The following is a 16,963-nucleotide window of genomic DNA, read 5'->3' as shown; positions in this document are numbered from 1 at the left end:
AGCAACATAATCACACATTTCTTCCACACTTTCCATTCTATGGGTTGAAAGAATAATTGTCGTCCCGTTATTTTTAAGTTCGATGATCTGATCTTTAATTAAATTGGCATTCACCGGATCAAAACCTGAGAACGGTTCATCCAAAATCAAAAGATGAGGTCTGTGAAGAACGGTTACCACAAACTGTATTTTCTGAGCCATTCCTTTTGACAGTTCAGACAGCTTTTTCTTCCACCATTGATCGATGTTTAGTTTCTCAAACCATTTTTTTGCCTCGTTCAGCGCGTCGCTTTTCTTCATTCCTTTCAGCTCGCCAAAGTAAAGAATCTGATCTCCAACGCTCATATTTTTATAAAGACCACGTTCTTCCGGCATATAACCGATATCTTTAATATGATTTGGGTTTAGTTTTTCTCCGTTGATTAAAACCTCTCCCGAATCTGCCTGTGTAATCTGATTGATAATTCGGATGAATGAAGTTTTTCCTGCTCCGTTTGGTCCCAGAAGGCCATAAATACTTCCTTTCGGAACGTGTATGCTAAAATCGTCTAATGCGGTCTTTTTCCCTGCATTGTAGGTTTTAGTAATATGTTCAGCTTTTAGCATTAAAATTGTTTTTTACAATTGGTTATGAAATGTCCCGAAAGTTACGGAATAATTGAAAAAAAATAAGCTAAAAGAAAAAATCCTGATGATTATCAGGATTTGAATATTATTGTTTTACTATTTGAGTAACCTTTTGCGTATTGTCGCTCAGAATATATCTTATCAGATATTTTCCGGGTTTCAGTCTCTGGATATTGATCTCAGCACTGTTGCTGTTTATATTGTAGTTGGCAACCTGAGTTCCGAGTATAGAGTAAAAAGAAACGTTCTTAATTTTTAATGAAGAATCTTTCGCTTTCACCATCAAAAAGTCTTTTGCAGGATTAGGATATGCTGTAAGCACACCGTCATCAGATTTCTGAGAAGTGGAAGCTGGCTCTTTTATCTGTGCTTTTAAATTACCAGAAAACCCGATAGAAGCGCCAATAAATATAAATAAAAGTAAAAGTTTTTTCATCAACGATATATTTGCTTAAATATTACTAACAAAAATAATAAATTCTATAATTCTCTGCAATAGTTTTTTGTAGAACTTATATTAAATTTGCAATAAATTATTCAAAAAGTATTCCAAAGATGATATATTCTAGAAACAGAAGATTAAGAGTGAATGAATCGATGAGAGGTTTGGTAAGAGAATGCAGTCTTTCAGTGAACGATTTTGTAATGCCTATTTTCGTAATGGAGGGTGAAAATAAGGAAGAAGCCATCGCTTCAATGCCCGGAATTTTCAGGAGAAGCATCGATCTTACGGTGAAAGAATGTAAAGAGTTATTTTCTTTAGGCGTGAAAGCGGCCAATCTTTATATGAAAGTTTCTGACGACCTGAAGGACAACACAGGAAAAGAAGCGTGGAATAAAAACGGTTTAATGCAAAACACCATCAAAGCAATCAAAGATGCTGTTCCTGAAATGGTAATCATGCCCGATGTTGCGTTAGATCCTTACTCCATTTATGGTCACGACGGAATTATAGAAAACGGGAAAATTGTGAATGATGCAACTAACGAAGCTTTGGCAAAAATGGCAGTGTCACATGCTGAAGCCGGAGCTGACATTGTGGCGCCAAGTGACATGATGGATGGCAGAGTTTTGGCAATTCGTGAAGCTTTGGAAGAAAGCGGTTTTCATGATGTGGGAATTTTAAGCTATGCTGCAAAATATGCAAGTTCGTTTTACGGACCATTCAGGAGTGCTTTAGACAGCGCTCCAAAAGACAATATGGAAATTCCGAAAGATAAAAAAACGTATCAGATGGATTTTCACAATTCCCGTGAAGCTTTGAACGAAGTTTTTAAAGATGTGGAAGAAGGTGCAGATATTATTATGATCAAACCGGGGCTTCCGTATTTAGATATTGTGGCAAAAGTGCGTGAAGCGATTGATCTGCCGATTGCGGTTTACAATGTAAATTTTTAACTCATAACTAAAAAGCTATTCCACATCAAAGTTTTTTCCTTTTACAAATTTTGCTGCAAAAGGAGCCTGATTTCCGGAATATTTTAAAACGAAATGTTTTTTTGTATCGGTATCAACTTTAGCTTCTACATTCACGTTTGTAGTCTGAAAACTTACGTCCAGGCCAACTCCCGATTCTTTTTCAAGGAAAATTTCTACACTTTCTGCATAAAATAAAGAGATACTCAGGTAATTAAACTTAATGTTTTTGCGGTAAGTTTTAGATTTTGACTGCGTAAATTCGGAATAACTTTTCAGGATTTCAATTCCTGGCGAATCGATATTGGTGATTCTCGATTTTGTAACTCCATTTACACGGATGGAAAAATTTTTTGCATTATTAATATTTCCGTTAATTCCGATGTTAAATAAAGAAGGTAAAGACAAGCCGTATTCGATCATACTGTCTTTAGTAAATTCAAAATCAGGAATTAATGCCGTATGTTTCGGAGTATTTAATAATTGATTTTTTACTGTATTCAATTGTTCACCTGAAAATAGATAACCGATCAGATTGTTATTTGTTGTACGCCAGTTTCTGCCGTTCCACTCGTAGATTTCACAAAGTAAGGTATCGGTTGATGAATGGGGAAGAAGATCAATATCCTGCCATTTAAAAACTTCTTTTGCGTACGGTCTTCTGTTGACCAGGTTGATTCCCAGATCCAGCGCCATCAAGTCGCTTAATTGTTGATTGTTTTGCATAATTATTATTTGTAATTGGTTGTTTAAAATTAAATAAAAAATACCGAAACCCATATTATTTTATTATCACAATGCAAATGGATTTTAAAAATCGGGTAACAGCTTTCCTCATAAATATTTTCTGAAGGTTTTGTTGGTTTAAACTTATCTAAAAACATTTGTCAGCATAATTTTAAAAAAGTAATTTAGTCTTTTTAAACCGCCATGATTTTTATGGTTTTTAAGAACAACAAAAATTTATGAAAATATATACTAAAACAGGAGATAAAGGTCAGACCGCTTTATACGGCGGAACAAGAGTTTCAAAAGCCAGCGCAAGAGTTGACAGCTACGGAAACATTGATGAGCTGAATTCTTTTATCGGGATTTCTAAAAGTCATATTACTGACGAAGAAGTTTTAAAACAACTAAAAAAAATCCAGTTTGATTTGTTTACAGTAGGCTCAGAAGCGGCAACACCGGTTGATAAGCTGATGTTGGCCAACGGAAAATCACGTCTTCCTCTTATTATTTCTGAAGCCGAAATTGAAGAGCTGGAAAACTGGATGGATGCTTTTGATGAAAAATTAGAGCCGCTTCAATATTTTATCCTTCCCGGAGGTGGAAAATCGGCGACTTTTTTACATGCAGCACGTACAATCTGCCGAAGAGCAGAGCGTTCTCTGGTTTTTTTGAATGAGTCTGAAGAAGTTCGTCCCGAATTGATCAAATATCTGAACCGACTTTCAGATTATCTTTTTGTTTTAGCAAGATATATTTCTAAAATCAATAACGAACCGGAAGAATACTGGAATCCGAATGAAAGGTAAAGTTCTTCTTTTCATCAACGGCACTGCGCCAAAATCTTTTCCCGATCTAGAAAATTATGACCTGATTGCCTGTTCTGACGGAGCTTTTCATTATTTAAAAGAGCTTAATTTTCCGTTGGAAAAGCTTGATTTTATTTCCGGTGATTTTGATTCTCATTCAGGTTCGGATGAAGATATTTATCAGGAAAAATTCATTCACACTCCTGATCAGGAAAGGACAGATTTTTACAAGGCTTTAGAAATTATTTTAGAAAAAGGCTATAAAAACGTTGATGTTTTTGGCGGAAGTGGAGGAGAGCAGGATCATTTTTTGGGAAACCTTACGGTTGCTTTTGGTTTTAAAGACCAGATGAATATCAAATTTTATGATGAATTTTCTGAATATTATTTTATTCCTAAAAAATTTACAATTACGAATGTTAAAGACAGGATCATTTCGCTTTACCCTTTTCCGTTTGCTGAAAATATCACAACTAAAGGTCTGAAGTGGACTCTAAAAAACGAAGATGCAAATATGACAACCGATATGCTTACCCGTAATTTTGCGGCGGATGATGAAGTTTCTATTGAATATGAAAAAGGTGATCTATTATTTTTTGCAGGAAAAAAAAGGTTCTGATTCTTTTTTAAAGCTTTTAACAGGACTTAAAATTATGTAAAATATTAAATTTCAGAAGCTACGATAAAATCAAACTTTAAGAAAATTTTAAATCAAAAAACCAAACTTTTTTAGCAATTTTGCATTCTTAATTACTCGTTCAAAAAATGAAAATAAAATACTCGGAACTTATTGATCAGACATTGTATTTTCCAACCGAAGAATTCAATGTTTCTGAGAACAATTTGTCTTTTCACGATATTCCTCTGATGGATGTTGTTGAGAAGTTTGGAACGCCTCTTAAGGTAAGTTACCTCCCGAAGATTTCTCAGAATATTCAGAAAGCAAAAGGCTGGTTTAAGGAAGCTTTTGAGAAAATCGATTACAAAAAAAACTACAGATACTGTTACTGTACAAAATCCAGCCATTTCAAATTTGTGATTGAAGAAGCTTTGAAGAACGATATTTCTATCGAAACCTCTTCGGCTTATGATATGGATATTGTAAAATCGCTTTACACAGAAGGTAAAGTTGATAAAAATATTGAAGTGATCTGCAACGGTTTTAAGACCGATGATTATCTGGCGAAAATTTCAGATATGATCAACAGTGGTTTTGAAAATATCACTCCGATTCTTGATAATTATCGTGAACTAGATAAGCTGACTGAAAGCATCGACACAACTTTCGACATCGGAATCAGAATTGCTTCTGAAGAAGAGCCGAAATTCGAATTTTATACCTCAAGATTAGGAATCGGATATAAAGATATTATTCCATATTACAGTCAGAAAATTGCAGAACATCCGAATGCAAGACTGAAAATGCTTCACTTTTTCATTAATACCGGAATCAAAGACACGGCTTATTATTGGAATGAATTATATAAATGTCTTCGTGTTTATGCACGTTTGAAGAAGATTGCTCCGGAAGTGAATTCACTAAATATCGGTGGTGGTTTCCCAATCAAAACTTCTTTGAATTTCGATTACGATTATCAGTATATGGTGGAAGAAATCGTTTCGCAAATTAAAAAATTCTGTGAAGAGGAAGGAGTAGAAGAACCTAATATTTATACTGAATTTGGAAGCTTTACCGTAGGAGAAAGTGGTGCAAATTTGTATAAAATCATTTCCCAAAAACGTCAGAACGACAGAGAAAAGTGGAATATGATCGACTCGTCTTTTATGACAACGCTTCCCGATACATGGGCGATTTCTAGACACTTTATCATGCTACCGTTAAACCGTTGGGAAGATTCTTACGAAAGAGTTTTCTTGGGCGGACTAACTTGTGATTCTGATGATTATTACAACTCTGAACAACATACCAACGCAATCTATTTGCCTGTTTTCAGCGATACAAAACCTTTATACATCGGTTTTTTCCATACAGGAGCGTATCAGGAAACAATCGGTGGTTATGGTGGAGTTCATCACTGTTTAATGCCTCAACCCAGACATATTTTGATTCAGAAAGATGAAAACGGAGAGTTTCAATATGAAATTTTCAGAGAAAGACAGGAGCCTGAAGATATTTTGAAATTATTAGGCTATCAATAGTCATTGCATTTTCTTCAATAGGAACGGGCTTTAGCCCGTTTAACAAAAAATAAAATCAAATTGGCTTTAGCCAAAACATTAATATAAAGCTCTCCGAATTGGAGAGCTCTCATATTTTAAAAATGTTTAGAGATTTTATCGATTTCTATTTCTGAATAATCTGATACCACAATATTCGCCAAACCATAATCCTGATTGTGAGAATGAAAACTTTTATAAGCCGCACAAAAAATATTGGCTCTGTGCGCTGCTAAAATTCCGTTGGTGGAATCTTCAATCACCATAGCTGATGAAGCAACGATTAATTTAACATTGTTTTCATAATAATGCTCAATCAGTTTTCTCACTCCGGGAATTAAATCAAAGTCGGCATCGTTGTAAAAATAATCTTTGAAATAAGTCCGCTTGATATCGGTAAGATGTTCGTGTGTTTTATCGATATTAAATTTTTCAATTAAAGTATTGCAGGTTTTTTTTGTAGAATAACCGGTGAAAGAGGTGTAAAGATCTTCTGAAACTTCAATTTCAAGGTCATTAAACATTGAGAAGTAAGCTTTTCTGTGCAACGGTTCTGTGTCAACAATTACCCCATCCATATCGAAAAGCACAGCTTTTAAAGACATAAATTTTATTTTGTGCAAAATTAAGGTTTTATTATTTAAAGATTAAAGATTAAAGATTAAATGATTTAAAACTTAAAACTCATAATTTATAACTCATAACTTTAATACTTACAATTTCTTCTTCTTATCTTTGCCGATAATATTTCAATCTTTAAATCATTTAATTTTTAATCATAAATTATGAAAACATACGCAGGAATTCCTGAAGAAAATGCTTCATTAGAAAATTCAAAAGTAGTTTTAGTAACCGTTCCTTACGACGGAACTTCAACTTGGGGAAAAGGTGCAGACAAAGGTCCGGAATTATTCCTTGATGCTTCTGAAAATATGGAATTGTATGACATCGAAACAGGAACTGAGCCTTATCTTGAAGGAGTTTATCTGGCTGGAGAAGTTTCTGAAAATTCTACGCCTGAAGCAATGACGGAAGCGGTTTATCAGAAAACAAAAGAGCTTTTAGCAACAGATAAATTATTTACGCTTTTCGGTGGAGAACATTCAGTTTCTATTGGTTCGATTCGTGCGGTTGGAGAAAAATTTGAAAATCTAACAGTTTTACAATTAGATGCTCATACAGATTTACGTCCTGAATTTCACGGTTCTACTTCCAATCACGCTTGTGCGGTTTTTGAAGCGAATCAGAAACATAATTTAGTACAGGTGGGAATCCGTTCAATGGATGTTGAAGAAGCGCAATATTTACCGGAAGGAAGAGTGTTTTTTGCGCACGAAATTGCAAATAATGACAACTGGGTAAATGATGTTTTAGAGAAAGTTTCTGGAAATGTGTATATTACCATCGATTTGGATGCTTTTGATCCGTCAATTGCTCCATCAACAGGAACTCCGGAACCAGGTGGTTTGCAATGGTATCCAACATTGGAATTATTAAGAAAAGTTTTCGAAAAATGTAATGTTGTGGCTTTTGATATTGTTGAATTAATGGATTCTGCATATTCAAAACCAAGTGCATTCTTAGCAGCAAAACTGTATTATAAAATGTTGGCGTATTATCACATCAACAAAGATTAAATTTCTTTGCAAACTGATTTAACAAGCAAAAAAATAAACACATAAGTGACATTAGAGTTTTAATCTGATCATGCATATTTAGAACACAAAGATTTTGAAAATCTTTGATTTCTCTCATGTGTTCTAAATATTTTCAAGTATTATAAAACTAATGTGACTTATGTGTTAAAAATAGTTTATAAAGTTTTAAAATTCCGCAAGAAACGGATTTTTTCTTTCAGATTTTCTTTGGAAATTTGTGATACAAAACCATATGAAATGTTCATACAAGACGAAATAGATTATCACAGAATTGCCAAAGCGATAGAATTTATTCAGAGCAATTTTAAGCTTCAGCCCAATTTGGATGAGGTTGCTGAAAAGGTAAATTTAAGTCCGGCACATTTTCAAAGAATATTTACTGATTGGGCAGGAACGAGTCCGAAGAAATTTTTACAGTTCATAAGCCTTGAACATGCAAAAAGTTTACTGAAAGAAGAAAAATCAACATTGTTTGATGCAGCATTAGAGACCGGACTTTCAAGTACAAGCAGATTGCACGATTTGTTTGTGAAAATTGAAGGAATGTCGCCTGCAGAATATAAAAACGGCGGAAAAAATTTAAATATTAATTATAATTTTTCTGAAAGCCCTTTTGGAAAAATCATTACAGCTTCCACAGAAAAAGGCGTGTGTTATATGGCTTTTGAAGAAGATCAAGAAAATGCATTGAGAGATTTACAAAATAAATTTCCCAATGCATCTTTTTTTGAAAAACAGGATGATTTTCAGCAAAATGCTTTGTCGATTTTCAATAAAGACTGGTCGAAACTTAATAACATAAAACTACATTTAAAAGGAACAGACTTTCAGCTTAAAGTTTGGGAAAGTTTACTTAAAATTCCATTAGGAAAACTTTCAACATACGGAAATTTAGCTCATGAAATTGGACGTCCAAGAGCGTCAAGAGCAGTAGGAACGGCTATTGGTAGCAATCCTGTTGCGTTTTTAATTCCTTGTCATCGTGTGATACAGTCTTCAGGAAAAATTGGTGGTTATATGTGGGGAAGTGACAGAAAACAATTGATTATCGGTTGGGAAAGTGCAAAAATTTATTCTGATGATTCTATCATGCTTTAATTATTTTTCTCCCACAGATTTGCGCAGATTTTCACAGATTTTTAGTGTTCATTAGTGAAAAAAAATTGTGTGATTTGTGTTTAAATTAAAAAGACAATGTCTAAGATGTTTATGAAACGATTTCTTAGTGTTATTAGTGAAAAATATTTGTGTAATTTGTGTTTAAATATTTAATCTATAAACAATTTTAACTGATGAGTTTGTTCGACGAAATTCAAAATTTTCCCATCAATATTCTTCCTAAAGACGGAGTTGCAGAATATTACGGTAAAATTTTTTCTGATGCTGAATGTGAAAAATATTATCAATATTTATTCAACCAAATTCCTTGGGAAAATGATGAAGCGGTGATTTTCGGAAAACTGATTTACACAAAAAGAAAAGTTTCATGGTTTGGCGAAAAAGAATTTGAATACACTTATTCCAACCGAACAAAATATGCAAAACTCTGGACTCCGGAATTATTAGAACTCAAACAAAAATGCGAAGAAGCTTCAGGTGAAACTTACAATTCATGTCTCCTGAATTTATACAGCGATGGAAGCGAAGGAATGGCGTATCACAGCGACGGCGAAAAAGATTTGAAAAAACACGGCGCAATCGCATCCCTGACTTTCGGAGCGGAAAGAAAATTTTCTTTTAAACATAAAATTTCCAAAGAAAGAATCGACATTCAGCTTGAAAACGGAAGTTTATTGGTGATGAAAGGAACTACCCAGGAAAATTGGCTGCATCGACTTCCACCGACTACAAAAGTAAAAACTCCGAGAGTGAATTTGACTTTCCGAACGATTGAAGAATAAACTTTTTCACAAAGATTTTATTATATAGTTTGTCATTCCGACGAAGGAGGAATCTCTATAATTGAATGAGATTCTTCATTCCGTTTCACTTCATTCAGAATGACAAATCAACTCTTGATTTTTTTCAATTACACATAAATTTTAAAAGAGATTAATTCAAAAATCTGCGCCATCTGCAAAATCAGCGAGAGTATAAAAAAAAAACTGTTCAGACCGAACAGCTTTTAAATTTATTTCAAAACCTCAACTTCAATCGAAGAATCTTCAAAAACTTTTATAAATGCTTTGGTATAATCTTCTTTTGTCGCAAAATTCGGATTGTCTAAAAACTTCTGCGGGTTAATAGCAAACAACGGGAACCATGTCGAAGAAATCTGAATCTGAATTTTATGTCCTTTTTTAAAAGTGTGAACGACATCCTGTAACCTGAAATTGACTGCCGTTTTCTGATTGGGAACTAAAGCTTCCCCTTTTTCTCTGGAATTTCTGAATCTTGCGGGCATAATTTCACTTCTTACCATCTGATGATAATTTCCGTAAATTACGCCCTCTTTCTTTTCGGCTGGCTTAAAATCTTCAGGATAAACATCAATTAATTTTACTGCAAAATCAGCATCTGTTGACGTGGAAGCGATATTTAATTTAGCTAAAATTTCTCCTGCAAAAGTCATGTCTTCGGCTAAAACATCTGTTGTAAAAGTTAAAACATCGGGTCTTCCGACAGCAAATCTCTGATCTTCCGACATGTAGTTTCTTGGAGTGAACCCGTTAAAATCTTTCAGATTGTCAGAGCTTAAAACCGGATTGTTCGGATTACTGTAATATTCTGAAAATCCTTGTTCTGCAGTATTTTTTAAAGTTCTGTTTGCTAAATAAAAGCTGATTTTCTTCGCTTCTTTAGGCGGGTAAGTAGCAAATTCACGCCATTGTTTTGCTCCGGTGTCGTACATCAAAGCTTCCGGCAAACCTGCATCCTGTTTTGTATTTCCTTTTAAATAATGATTAAAAAATTTTGTTTCAATATTTCTCTGATAATAGGTTGCAATGCTGTCTCCGAAATAGATCTGATTATGAAAATGCTTTCCTTCTTCTCTTCCCCAACCTCCATGAGAAAATGGTCCCATTACAATGGTGTTTTTAGCTTTCGGACTTGTTTTTTCAATCGTTTTATAAATATTTAAAGGTCCTGAAAGATCTTCTGCATCAAACCAGCCACCAACTGTCATTACTGCATGATTAATGTTTTTCAGATGTTGTAATAAGCCTCTTTTCTGCCAGAATTCATCGTAGTTTGGATGGTTCATAATTTCAGTCATAAAGAAATTGTTTTTGTAATATTTCTCATAACCGTCTTTTAAAGTTCCCATATCGCGATAGAATTTTAAACCGTCTTCAGAAGTTGCTTTGATCATAGAATCACCGTACCAGGCTTTATTTTCAGGTTTCGTTTTCTGCACTCCGAAAACAGGAAAGGTTTTAAAATAGCCCAACATAAATCTTCCGTTATGAAGAAAATCGTCATTCCAGAAATCTGAAATCGGAGCTTGTGGAGAAGATGCCACCAAAGCAGGATGTTGTGCTAAAGTTCCTACAGCCGTGTAAAATCCCGGGTATGAAGTTCCGAACTGGCCTACTTTTCCGTTGTTGTATTTGATGTTTTTAATTAAATATTCTATCGTGTCGTAAGTATCGGTACTTTCGTCAACATCTTTTTTGGTTTTTCTTTCAACCTGCGGCGTCATATTGGTGAAAATTCCTTCACTCATGTATCTTCCGCGAACATCCTGATACACAAAGATATATTTTTCATTCATCAGATATTTATTCGGGCCGAGACTTCTTCTGTATTCATTTTCACCGTAAGGCGCAATGCTGTAGCAGGTTCTCTGCATCAGAAAAGGGTATTTGTTTTTATTTGAAATATCTTTCGGAATGTAAACTGCCGTAAATAATTTTGTGCCGTCACGCATCGGAATATAAAACTCCTGTTTGGTAAAATTGTCTTTTACATAGGTGTCTTGTGGCTGATTCTGAGCATTTCCAAAGATGAAAAGCAAAATAAAAAGTATTGAGAAAATATTCTTCATAGATGAAATTTGACGTAAATTTAGAGATAATAATCTATGTTTTCAAAAAAACGAAAACAACAAGAATATCTTCTATTATTTTGATATTCATTGATCTTTTTCTATACCTATTTTTTGGTAGTATTTCTAAGACATTCTGGCTAAATATTTTATTTTTTTTAATAAAAAATCTCTCAGGTGACTTTAGTCACCGTGTTTTTTTATTTGCATACTGTACTTTTGAAATGAGATTAATAACAGATTATAATATGATTGATTTATTATTAATATCAAAAAACAGATGTGAAAATTAGCTTATTGTTTAATTAAATAAAAAAAACGTTATGAAAAAAAAATTATTTTTATTTTTAATTGGTGTATCCATTTCCGGATTTGCGCAGGCTCAGAATGTTATCACTGAGAATTTCGAAACATTCACACTAGGAAATTTAGTTCCGGATGCTTCAGGTACACTCGGTCAAAGCAGCTTTTTTGCAAACAAAGGTTTGGTTTCAGATTATCAGGTTGTTTCTATAGATGCGGCTCATGGAAATTCTATACAGGTAAAGAGTGGTATAGATAATACGGAAAATAGCGACAGATATGCTTTTAAAAATATTGCAGTTACGGCATCGCCAGAAAATAATATTACTAAAGTTTCTTTAGAAATCTTTACCGGAATGAATAACGGAAACGGAATTACTGAATTTATTTTGTATGATGCTAATAATGTAGGGATTGTAGGAATTGGCTATGATTACGAATCGAAACAAATTGTAGGAAAAGGCAGATTCGTTCTTTTGGGGCAGCAGCAGCCGTTTTTTGCGACTGTAGTAATGCCAAATGGACCAGGAAATACACAATACTCCCCAAATACTTGGGTTTCGGTATCTTTTTCATACGATAAAAGCACTGGAGCCTTTTTATGGACAAATCCTGATGGAACCTTTTTCTATCCTGATAACACTGTGGTTCCGGTTGCGGGACTTACACCGGTTAAATTTTCTATCGGTGCTAAAGCCAACATTAAAAAGGCTGTTTCAAAAAATGAAACAGCCTTTTTTTATTTAAAAATCTTAATTACGCTTTCAAATATCTTGAGTAAGCATAACCTTCCTGTCCGTCGGCAGTTTTTACTTTCCACCAATCGTCTGAAGTTTGTTCTACTAAAGTTACAGAAGCACCTTTCGCTGCTTTTCCTACAACAGCAGCTTCCGTAGAAGGTTCTTGTCTGATGTTTAGATTAGAATCTTCAGTAGCAACCGTCAGATTTGCACCTGCAGCAAGACCTGCAACTTGCACGTCGATATTAATATCTGAAGCAGAATAAGTAGAATCAATTGCTCCTAAAGCATTCCAGACTGCGTCTTTTGAAGCTGTATTTGATGCGCTTCCGGAAACATAAAGAATTCCGTCCTGCTCCTGAACCTGTAGGTTTGAAATACCTGCAGACTGAGCCGCAGAAACCACACTTGAATATTTATCTTGTAATGTGCTCATCTTTAATTATTTTACCACTAAGTTATTGTTATATTTTCCAATCTTTAAAGCATCTACCGATTCTTTAATTTTTCTGGCCTGAGTTGAAGATACATTTCCTGTAAGCGTCAATTCGTTGTTTACTACCTCAACTTTCACAGAAGGGAAATCTTTTACAGCATCCTGTACTTTTTGCTGAACGGCAGGATCTACAATCGAAGCAGTTTCTACAGGCGGTGGTGGAGGTGGAACAGATTCTACCGTAGACATATCGTGCACATCTTTTATTCCTTTAATTTCTTTCAGGGATTTTATGGCAGCGTCTTTTTCAGCCTGGGTTGCAAAGGTTCCCCCAAGATGGGCAACCCCTTCTTTTACTTCAATAGTTGCAGTGGGACTTGCTGTTACTACAGTTGTTGCCTGCGTCTGAAGCTCGGCATCAGAAACCGTTTTTTTACACGAAATAGCTCCAAATGATACTGCTAAAGCTAAAGCAGACATTGTGATCGTTTTTTTCATAATTAGGATATTTAATGTTTTCGTTAGATTCAAATGTAATAATAAAATCTATACCATTGAATGAAAAATTCAACAAATCTGACAAAATTTTATTGTAAGTTTTTAGTTATCTGTATTTTAAGTTTCGTTTCTGCGAAGTTCAGGGATGTTTTAATTAAAATGTAAGCCTAAAATTTAAAACTATTATATTTGTGGCAATTGATAATAAATATGAAAGGACAAAACAAACTATTTATTGCCATCATTGTTGCACTTGTTTTAGGTGTACTCATTGGAGGCTTGGTTCATGTACAATATCCTGAAAGCGCAGAACCGTTTTCAAAAAATATAAAACTTCTCGGAACCATTTTCATCAGGCTCGTTCAGATGATTATTGCACCTTTAGTTTTCACAACTTTGGTGGTAGGAATTGCCAAGATGAGCGATATTAAAATGATCGGGAGAGTAGGATCTAAAGCGATGCTTTGGTTTATTTCTGCATCGCTTGTTTCTCTTTTCATAGGTTTAATCTTGGTAAACTGGTTAGAGCCGGGTCATGTAACCAAACTTCCGATTCAGGATGCTGCGTCTGCAGAAGAGCTTTTAAAATCGAGCAAAGGATTTTCTATGGAAGATTTTGTAAAACACGTCGTTCCTAAAAGTATTTTTGAAGCTTTTGCAACTAATGAAGTGCTTCAGATTGTCGTTTTCTCGATTATGTTTGGGGTGGCTTTGGCGAATCTGGGAGACGAATATGCGCAACCTGTTATTAAATTATTTGATGTCGTTGCTCATGCGATCCTTAAAATGGTAGGCTACATCATGTGGTTTGCACCACTTGGAGTTTTAGGGGCAATTGCAGCTGTTGTCGCAACAAATGGTTTTGAGATCTTTAAAGTATATGCCATTTATCTACGAGACTTTTTCTTTGCTATTGCCGTTCTTTGGCTTGTTTTACTGATCGTAGGATATTTTATCTTAGGAAACCGCCTGTTTGATTTATTAAAAAGAATTAAATCGCCTTTGCTCATTGCTTTTTCTACCACAAGTTCGGAAGCTGTTTTCCCTAAACTGGTTGAAGAATTGGAAAGATTTGGCTGTAATAATAGGGTAGTGTCGTTTATTTTACCTTTAGGATATTCGTTTAACCTGGATGGAAGTATGATGTATATGACTTTTGCATCTATTTTTATTGCTCAGATTTACGGAATTGAAATGTCCGTAGGACAGCAGGTTACAATGCTTTTGGTCTTAATGTTAACTTCAAAAGGAATTGCCGGAGTTCCGAGAGCATCATTGGTAATTATCGTTGCAACCTGCTCTATGTTTGGGATTCCGCCGGAAGGAATTGCATTAATTTTACCAATCGACCACTTTTGCGATATGGCGCGAAGTATGACCAATGTTTTGGGAAATGCATTGGCAACGTCCGCCGTTTCGAAATGGGAAGGGCAGCTTGATAATCATGGCGGAGATATGTAATTGATGGCGAAATGTCAATCTAACTTCGTTAGTGAAATGTGAATTATTAAGTGAAAATTCACAAGCAAAGCGAGTTCACAATTGACAATTCATATTTTTATAAATTTTATTTAGCTTAGACTAATGAATGGTCAGTAATGAATTTTATTTTCATTATTGACCATTTTTTTTAGGAGCTATTTCCCGCTTTCCATTGTATCTTTTTGGTTACGGGTTCCGCTTCGCTCCACCCCGCAACCAAAAAGGATGTCATTACAATCGGGGCTAAGGTTGCTGTCATTATTTTTAAGTATAGAAATAACCACAAAGTTTGTCATTCTGAAAGAATCTAAGCATAAATCTTTTCATTTTTTCTAATACTATAATTAAGATTTCTCCGGAATGATAAATATTGTATTTCTTTGCTGACTGGAACGCCTTTGCGAACGAAAAATATTTTCAAGCATTTAAAAAAAATCTTTGCCATCTTTGCGTTTAAAATAGATTCGAAAAAAACAGATCAAATGAATTTCCAAAATCATAAAAACTCAATTATAGAAAATGGCTTCACAGTCATCAACAATATTTTTTCACAAGATGAAATTGAAAAAATAAGCGAAGTCATTCAAAACATTGATACTTCAAAGGAAACATTCAGAAAATCGGAAGATCTTTTTGCAATCAGACAATTTTTAAAGGAAATTCCGGATGTAAAAGATTTGATTTTTAATGATAATGTAAAAGAAATCATTAAAGAAATTTTTGGTGAAAATTATTTTGTCGTAAAAAGCATTTATTTCGACAAACCTGAAAAATCAAACTGGTACGTTGCGTATCACCAGGATTTAACAATTTCTGTAGATAAAAAAGTTGAAATGGAAAACTTCGGACCGTGGACAACGAAGCAGAATCAGTTTGCAGTACAGCCGCCTTTAGAGATTCTGGAAAATGTTTTTACCATCAGAATTCATTTGGATGATACCGATGAAAATAACGGAGCTTTAAAAGTGGTTCCAAAATCTCACGCAAAAGGAACACACATACCATCATTTAAATTACTAAAAACAGCACTTATTTACCACCTACCTCATAGAAACATTGATAAACAGCTGATTCTGATACTGAAAAAAACATACTTTTATGAAAAATTTATCAAGCTAATAAATACAAAATCTATGAGAAAAACTTTTACAATTTTAGGGGTTGTTGCCCTTGCTGCTATTTCAAAAGCTCAAGTCGTAATTAATGAAATTTATACAGGAGGCGGATCGGCTGTTGTTACTTCGGTATATAAATATGACTTCATAGAGCTGAAGAATATTGGAAGTACCAGTGTAACTCTTACCAATGCTTATTTAATGTATGCAACTCCCACGGGAAGCTTTACGGATAGTCATGCAATACCAACTATTACTTTAGCTCCCGGGCAAATTTATTTAGTTCAGGAGGGTAATGCAGGAACTAAAGGGACAGATTTACCGGTAACACCAGATTTAATAGGAACTTTAAATTTGACTACTATAACAGGAAAAGTTGCACTTACATCTGATGCAACTGCGCCTACTTCTCCTACAGGTACAAATGTTTTAGATTTTGTGGGTTACGGAACGAGTGCTAATCAGTTTGAAGGATCTGGTTACGCTCCCGCACCGTCAAACCCATTATCTATTTCAAGAATTTCTGGTGATACTAATAATAATGCTGCAGATTTTGTTACAGGAGCGCCAAGTCCGCAAAATTCGGCTGGTACGACATTGGGAGTTTCTGATGTTAAAAGCGTGAAATTTTTATTTGTGAAGAATACTCTTGTTAAAAACAATGAGATTATTTTCGGAGAGAAAGCAGATCATATTAAAATCTATGATATGTCGGGAAAATTGGTAAAAACTAATATTTCGCAAAAAACAAATATTAATGTTTCAGATCTACCAAAAGGAAATTATATTGTTACCGGAATCGTAGACAATAATTCAGTTTCTCAAAAAATCATTAAAGATTAAAATAATTCATATTCAGTTTAGTTTAGAAAAAACCCGCCTCAATCTATTTATTGGGCGGGTTTTTATAATTTAAAGTGAAAGATTTTTATTTCACAGAAATCTCATCCACAAAAATATAAGCTTCTCCACCTGCTCCCTGATGCC

At 34.3% G+C, this 16,963-nt stretch carries 17 protein-coding genes; 9 read left to right on the top strand and 8 right to left on the bottom strand.

Annotated features, from left to right (window positions below; genetic code table 11):
* Both AB4Y90_RS14020 and AB4Y90_RS14015 read right to left on the bottom strand, forming a co-directional pair.
* On the bottom strand, nucleotides 1–606 hold a 606-nt coding region (locus tag AB4Y90_RS14020), incomplete at its 3' end, for an ABC transporter ATP-binding protein (protein ID WP_441558174.1).
* 106 nt (nucleotides 607–712) lie between these two features.
* Nucleotides 713–1,063: a T9SS type A sorting domain-containing protein gene (locus AB4Y90_RS14015; protein ID WP_441558173.1), complete on the bottom strand. Its 351-nt coding sequence runs from the start codon at nucleotides 1,061–1,063 to the stop codon at nucleotides 713–715.
* A 119-nt stretch (nucleotides 1,064–1,182) separates the two neighbouring features.
* On the opposite strand from AB4Y90_RS14015, the gene hemB reads away from it, so the two are divergent.
* Nucleotides 1,183–2,025, top strand: a complete 843-nt coding sequence (gene hemB / locus AB4Y90_RS14010) for a porphobilinogen synthase (RefSeq protein ID WP_441558172.1) — start codon at nucleotides 1,183–1,185, stop codon at nucleotides 2,023–2,025.
* A gap of 15 nt (nucleotides 2,026–2,040) precedes the next feature.
* Here the strand turns inward: hemB and AB4Y90_RS14005 are convergent, their stop codons facing one another.
* Nucleotides 2,041–2,769, bottom strand: a complete 729-nt coding sequence (locus tag AB4Y90_RS14005) for a hypothetical protein (protein WP_441558171.1) — start codon at nucleotides 2,767–2,769, stop codon at nucleotides 2,041–2,043.
* Between the two features lie 239 nt (nucleotides 2,770–3,008).
* On the opposite strand from AB4Y90_RS14005, the gene AB4Y90_RS14000 reads away from it, so the two are divergent.
* From AB4Y90_RS14000 to AB4Y90_RS13990, 3 genes are all read left to right on the top strand, one after another.
* Complete coding sequence (locus tag AB4Y90_RS14000; protein WP_441558170.1) at nucleotides 3,009–3,578, top strand: cob(I)yrinic acid a,c-diamide adenosyltransferase; 570 nt, start codon at nucleotides 3,009–3,011, stop codon at nucleotides 3,576–3,578.
* A complete protein-coding gene (locus AB4Y90_RS13995; RefSeq protein ID WP_441558169.1) occupies nucleotides 3,568–4,197 on the top strand; it encodes a thiamine diphosphokinase in 630 nt (209 codons plus the stop codon). The genes AB4Y90_RS14000 and AB4Y90_RS13995 overlap by 11 nt, the downstream gene beginning before the upstream one ends.
* Before the next feature lie 146 nt (nucleotides 4,198–4,343).
* Nucleotides 4,344–5,738 carry an arginine decarboxylase gene (locus tag AB4Y90_RS13990; RefSeq protein WP_074229566.1) on the top strand — a complete coding sequence of 465 codons (1,395 nt, stop codon included), beginning with the start codon at nucleotides 4,344–4,346 and terminating at the stop codon, nucleotides 5,736–5,738.
* A gap of 116 nt (nucleotides 5,739–5,854) precedes the next feature.
* Here the strand turns inward: AB4Y90_RS13990 and AB4Y90_RS13985 are convergent, their stop codons facing one another.
* Nucleotides 5,855–6,361, bottom strand: a complete 507-nt coding sequence (locus AB4Y90_RS13985) for an HAD family hydrolase (RefSeq protein ID WP_441558168.1) — start codon at nucleotides 6,359–6,361, stop codon at nucleotides 5,855–5,857.
* 180 nt (nucleotides 6,362–6,541) lie between these two features.
* On the opposite strand from AB4Y90_RS13985, the gene speB reads away from it, so the two are divergent.
* The 3 genes from speB (at nucleotide 6,542) to AB4Y90_RS13970 (ending at nucleotide 9,315) form a co-directional block, all read left to right on the top strand.
* Nucleotides 6,542–7,393 (top strand): agmatinase, encoded by an 852-nt coding sequence (gene speB, locus AB4Y90_RS13980; RefSeq protein ID WP_441558167.1) that lies wholly within the window; start codon nucleotides 6,542–6,544, stop codon nucleotides 7,391–7,393.
* Nucleotides 7,394–7,651: 258 nt separating this feature from the next.
* Entirely contained in the window at nucleotides 7,652–8,512 is an 861-nt protein-coding gene (locus AB4Y90_RS13975) for a bifunctional helix-turn-helix domain-containing protein/methylated-DNA--[protein]-cysteine S-methyltransferase (RefSeq protein WP_441558166.1), read from the top strand.
* Nucleotides 8,513–8,706: 194 nt separating this feature from the next.
* Nucleotides 8,707–9,315: an alpha-ketoglutarate-dependent dioxygenase AlkB family protein gene (locus tag AB4Y90_RS13970; RefSeq protein WP_441558165.1), complete on the top strand. Its 609-nt coding sequence runs from the start codon at nucleotides 8,707–8,709 to the stop codon at nucleotides 9,313–9,315.
* A 230-nt stretch (nucleotides 9,316–9,545) separates the two neighbouring features.
* Here the strand turns inward: AB4Y90_RS13970 and AB4Y90_RS13965 are convergent, their stop codons facing one another.
* The 3 genes from AB4Y90_RS13965 to AB4Y90_RS13955 all read right to left on the bottom strand — a co-directional run bounded on the left by AB4Y90_RS13965 (nucleotide 9,546) and on the right by AB4Y90_RS13955 (nucleotide 13,379).
* Nucleotides 9,546–11,402 carry a CocE/NonD family hydrolase gene (locus tag AB4Y90_RS13965; RefSeq protein WP_441558164.1) on the bottom strand — a complete coding sequence of 619 codons (1,857 nt, stop codon included), beginning with the start codon at nucleotides 11,400–11,402 and terminating at the stop codon, nucleotides 9,546–9,548.
* Nucleotides 11,403–12,461: 1,059 nt separating this feature from the next.
* Nucleotides 12,462–12,881: an SH3 domain-containing protein gene (locus AB4Y90_RS13960; RefSeq protein ID WP_441558163.1), complete on the bottom strand. Its 420-nt coding sequence runs from the start codon at nucleotides 12,879–12,881 to the stop codon at nucleotides 12,462–12,464.
* Between the two features lie 6 nt (nucleotides 12,882–12,887).
* Entirely contained in the window at nucleotides 12,888–13,379 is a 492-nt protein-coding gene (locus AB4Y90_RS13955) for a BON domain-containing protein (protein WP_441558162.1), read from the bottom strand.
* Between the two features lie 210 nt (nucleotides 13,380–13,589).
* Here AB4Y90_RS13955 and AB4Y90_RS13950 point away from each other — a divergent pair, with 210 nt between their 5' ends.
* Complete coding sequence (locus AB4Y90_RS13950) at nucleotides 13,590–14,840, top strand: dicarboxylate/amino acid:cation symporter (protein WP_441558161.1); 1,251 nt, start codon at nucleotides 13,590–13,592, stop codon at nucleotides 14,838–14,840.
* Nucleotides 14,841–15,016: 176 nt separating this feature from the next.
* Here AB4Y90_RS13950 and AB4Y90_RS13945 read toward each other — a convergent pair whose 3' ends face one another.
* A complete protein-coding gene (locus tag AB4Y90_RS13945) occupies nucleotides 15,017–15,157 on the bottom strand; it encodes a hypothetical protein (protein WP_441558160.1) in 141 nt (46 codons plus the stop codon).
* A 186-nt stretch (nucleotides 15,158–15,343) separates the two neighbouring features.
* Between AB4Y90_RS13945 and AB4Y90_RS13940 the strand changes: the two genes are divergently transcribed.
* Nucleotides 15,344–16,819: a phytanoyl-CoA dioxygenase family protein gene (locus AB4Y90_RS13940; RefSeq protein WP_441558159.1), complete on the top strand. Its 1,476-nt coding sequence runs from the start codon at nucleotides 15,344–15,346 to the stop codon at nucleotides 16,817–16,819.
* Nucleotides 16,820–16,963 lie beyond the last annotated feature (144 nt).

Origin of the sequence: Chryseobacterium sp. 2TAF14 (assembly GCF_052115105.1) — a bacterium.
Taxonomy (GTDB): domain Bacteria; phylum Bacteroidota; class Bacteroidia; order Flavobacteriales; family Weeksellaceae; genus Chryseobacterium.
The sequence above is the reverse complement of the archived record's forward strand: the minus strand, read 5'-3'. Positions and strand labels throughout refer to the sequence as shown.

Excerpts from the sequence above, each read along its gene's own strand:
- AB4Y90_RS14015 (WP_441558173.1), bottom strand. The coding sequence starts at position 1,063 with ATGAAAAAACTTTTACTTTTATTTATATTTATTGGCGCTTCTATCGGG.
- hemB (WP_441558172.1), top strand. The coding sequence starts at position 1,183 with ATGATATATTCTAGAAACAGAAGATTAAGAGTGAATGAATCGATGAGA.
- AB4Y90_RS14005 (WP_441558171.1), bottom strand. The coding sequence starts at position 2,769 with ATGCAAAACAATCAACAATTAAGCGACTTGATGGCGCTGGATCTGGGA.
- AB4Y90_RS14000 (WP_441558170.1), top strand. The coding sequence starts at position 3,009 with ATGAAAATATATACTAAAACAGGAGATAAAGGTCAGACCGCTTTATAC.
- AB4Y90_RS13995 (WP_441558169.1), top strand. The coding sequence starts at position 3,568 with ATGAAAGGTAAAGTTCTTCTTTTCATCAACGGCACTGCGCCAAAATCT.
- AB4Y90_RS13990 (WP_074229566.1), top strand. The coding sequence starts at position 4,344 with ATGAAAATAAAATACTCGGAACTTATTGATCAGACATTGTATTTTCCA.
- AB4Y90_RS13985 (WP_441558168.1), bottom strand. The coding sequence starts at position 6,361 with ATGTCTTTAAAAGCTGTGCTTTTCGATATGGATGGGGTAATTGTTGAC.
- speB (WP_441558167.1), top strand. The coding sequence starts at position 6,542 with ATGAAAACATACGCAGGAATTCCTGAAGAAAATGCTTCATTAGAAAAT.
- AB4Y90_RS13975 (WP_441558166.1), top strand. The coding sequence starts at position 7,652 with ATGTTCATACAAGACGAAATAGATTATCACAGAATTGCCAAAGCGATA.
- AB4Y90_RS13970 (WP_441558165.1), top strand. The coding sequence starts at position 8,707 with ATGAGTTTGTTCGACGAAATTCAAAATTTTCCCATCAATATTCTTCCT.
- AB4Y90_RS13965 (WP_441558164.1), bottom strand. The coding sequence starts at position 11,402 with ATGAAGAATATTTTCTCAATACTTTTTATTTTGCTTTTCATCTTTGGA.
- AB4Y90_RS13960 (WP_441558163.1), bottom strand. The coding sequence starts at position 12,881 with ATGAGCACATTACAAGATAAATATTCAAGTGTGGTTTCTGCGGCTCAG.
- AB4Y90_RS13955 (WP_441558162.1), bottom strand. The coding sequence starts at position 13,379 with ATGAAAAAAACGATCACAATGTCTGCTTTAGCTTTAGCAGTATCATTT.
- AB4Y90_RS13950 (WP_441558161.1), top strand. The coding sequence starts at position 13,590 with ATGAAAGGACAAAACAAACTATTTATTGCCATCATTGTTGCACTTGTT.
- AB4Y90_RS13945 (WP_441558160.1), bottom strand. The coding sequence starts at position 15,157 with ATGACAAACTTTGTGGTTATTTCTATACTTAAAAATAATGACAGCAAC.
- AB4Y90_RS13940 (WP_441558159.1), top strand. The coding sequence starts at position 15,344 with ATGAATTTCCAAAATCATAAAAACTCAATTATAGAAAATGGCTTCACA.